3 protein-coding genes are annotated in these 2,240 nt (G+C 69.7%); 2 read left to right on the top strand and 1 reads right to left on the bottom strand.

Annotated features, from left to right (window positions below):
- Positions 1 to 347 precede the first annotated feature (347 nt).
- Positions 348 to 1,388 carry a pentapeptide repeat-containing protein gene (locus NBW84_RS16380; RefSeq protein ID WP_250285611.1) on the bottom strand — a complete coding sequence of 347 codons (1,041 nt, stop codon included), beginning with the start codon at positions 1,386 to 1,388 and terminating at the stop codon, positions 348 to 350.
- A gap of 60 nt (positions 1,389 to 1,448) precedes the next feature.
- Here NBW84_RS16380 and NBW84_RS16375 point away from each other — a divergent pair, with 60 nt between their 5' ends.
- Together NBW84_RS16375 and NBW84_RS16370 are read left to right on the top strand one after the other, a co-directional pair.
- On the top strand, positions 1,449 to 1,694 hold the full coding sequence (locus tag NBW84_RS16375) for a hypothetical protein (RefSeq protein ID WP_250285610.1): 246 nt from the start codon (positions 1,449 to 1,451) through the stop codon (positions 1,692 to 1,694).
- Between the two features lie 150 nt (positions 1,695 to 1,844).
- Positions 1,845 to 2,240: IS701 family transposase (locus NBW84_RS16370; protein WP_445548736.1), on the top strand; the 396-nt coding region annotated here is incomplete at its 3' end.

Below are 2,240 nucleotides of genomic sequence, written 5' to 3'. Positions count from 1 at the left end.
TACACCGCGCCGAGCTCCTCGCGGATGCGCATCGCCAGGCTGCCCTTCGGGAACGCGGCGCAGGCGACCTCCACGGTCCGTGCGGGTATCTCGGGCCAGGGTCTCGGCTGCATGGACACGCGCGCCATCGTCCCGACCCGACGCCGGACGATCCATTACCGGCCCGCGTGTTGCGCGCCGTGTTGGATGCCGCCGACACCGCTACACAACGTCGACCCAACCCTGCGGTAGCACCGCTGACGCGATCAAGTCCGGCCATCGGCACCAGCGAGACGTCACCCTCCCAGCCTGAATAAACCAGCAGGGCCCCGGGCCCCAGAAAAACCGGCAGACCGGATGAAACGGACTCAGGGCGGGGGTGTGTCGTCCAGGCCGCGGGCCGGCCACGACGCCGGCCGCGCCACCCCGTCCGGCAGCACCGTCGAAGAATCCCCTGTCGCCGACTCGAGCTGCTCCTGCGTCAGCTCCACCGTGTCGGTGAGGTCCGCCCCGAACAGCCGGGCGCGGGTGAGATTCGCTCCGAACAGCCGGGCACCGGCGAGATTCGCCCCGAACAGCCGGGCGCGGGTGAGATTCGCCCCGTGCAGCCAGGCGCGGGTGAGATTCGCCCCGCGTAGCTGGGCGTTGGTGAGGTTCGCCCAGGACAGCTGGGCGTCGGTGAGGTTCGCCCGGTTCAGCAGGGCGCCGGTGAGCACGGCGCCGGTGAGCACGGCGCGGGGCACGCCGTCGCGAGGGGGCAGCCGGCCGAGAACGGTGAGGGCGGCCTGGATATCGGTGTCCGGCCCGGACGGCGCCGGCACCGGCGCCGGTGCCGCGCTCGTGCTCTCCGTTTTGCCGGCCGACGGTAGGTCGGCGGTGCCCGGCGGCGCCGCCGCGGCTGGGGGCGGAGGCCGGTCGCGCTGGCGGCGCAGGGCGCCGGGCCGGCCGGGAATGGTGTGTTCCCGCACGAACGCGGAGAGGACCTCGACGACGGTGCGGTGGTGGGTGGCCGCGTCGACGGCGATCTGTTCCAGGGCGTAGAGGCCGCCGAGGCGGACGTCGAGGGTGTCCGAGCCGAGTTGGCTAACGGCGGCGGTGTAGCGGTCGGCCAGCTGCGCCTCCCGCTCCCGCTCGTGGGTCTGCTGGTCGCGGACGCGGGCCTGCTCGTTGGCGCGACGGGTCTCCTCCAGGTTCATCGTGACCCCGAAGAACGCGATCAGCCCGGCGGCGACGGTCAGGATGCCGGTGCGGGTCGTCGCGATCGCCCCGGCCCGCCCCTCCGCACCCGATCCGTAGAAAGCCGGGGTCAGCCACCACAGCGCACCGAGTCCGATCAGACACCCGACCAGCAGCACCGCCCGCTGCCGCCCGCCGCTACTCCCCCACGTCATGGGCGAGGTTGTACCCACTGAGCCTTTCCCGGCAACGACCCGTCGCGCTGTGTGACAACAACACATCCGGGGCGGTTGATGCCCAGGTTAACCTGTTCTTCCGCACTGGCCCGATGGTTGCGGCGCGAGAACGCCGACCTCGAGCGGAAACTCACCGCGGTCAGCGCCGACCTCGCCCAGGAACGCGCCACCGCCGCGACCTTGCGCCGGCTCGTCGTCGAGCTGTCCCTCGAACTGAACCAAACACATGAGCAGAGACTCGGCCAGGCGAACGTCGTGCGCCTGGCGTCGCAAGACGGTCCGCATTCCACCAGCCCCAGCTAATACTCCAGTGACAGTGGCCGATGTGTGGTCTCTGTGTGGGGTGGCGGCGTGGCGTCCGAACGGGTGCGGCCACCGTGTGATTCTCCGTAGTTTGTGAGAACAACCGAGGAATCCGCGGTGGCCGCGGAGCAGAGTGTATCCGGGTCGGACGTGGCGGTGTGGGAGGCCGGTTTGGAGGAGCTACTGGGTCGGATCGATCCGTGTTTCGGGTCGGAGCAGCCTCGGGTGCAGGCGCGGGCGTATGTGGCCGGGTTGTTGTCTCGGACGGAGCGGAAGAACGGGTGGACGCTCGCGGAATTCACCGGGCAAGAGGGCCCGCAGAAGATGCAGCGGCTACTGAACGGATATGTGTGGAACGCCGATCGGGTGCGTGACGTCGCCGCGTCGTATGTGATCGAGAACCTGGCCGAGGCGGATGGTGTTCTGGTCGTCGACGAGACGGGATTCGTGAAGAAGGGAACTCTGTCGGCGGGGGTGCAGCGGCAGTATTCGGGTACCGCGGGCCGGATCGAGAATTGTCAGATCGGTGTTTTCGCCGCGTATGTG

The organism is Protofrankia sp. CiP1_Cm_nod2, assembly GCF_920664355.1.
GTDB lineage: Bacteria > Actinomycetota > Actinomycetes > Frankiales > Frankiaceae > Protofrankia.
This window is presented reverse-complemented; position numbering and strand designations above follow the sequence as displayed.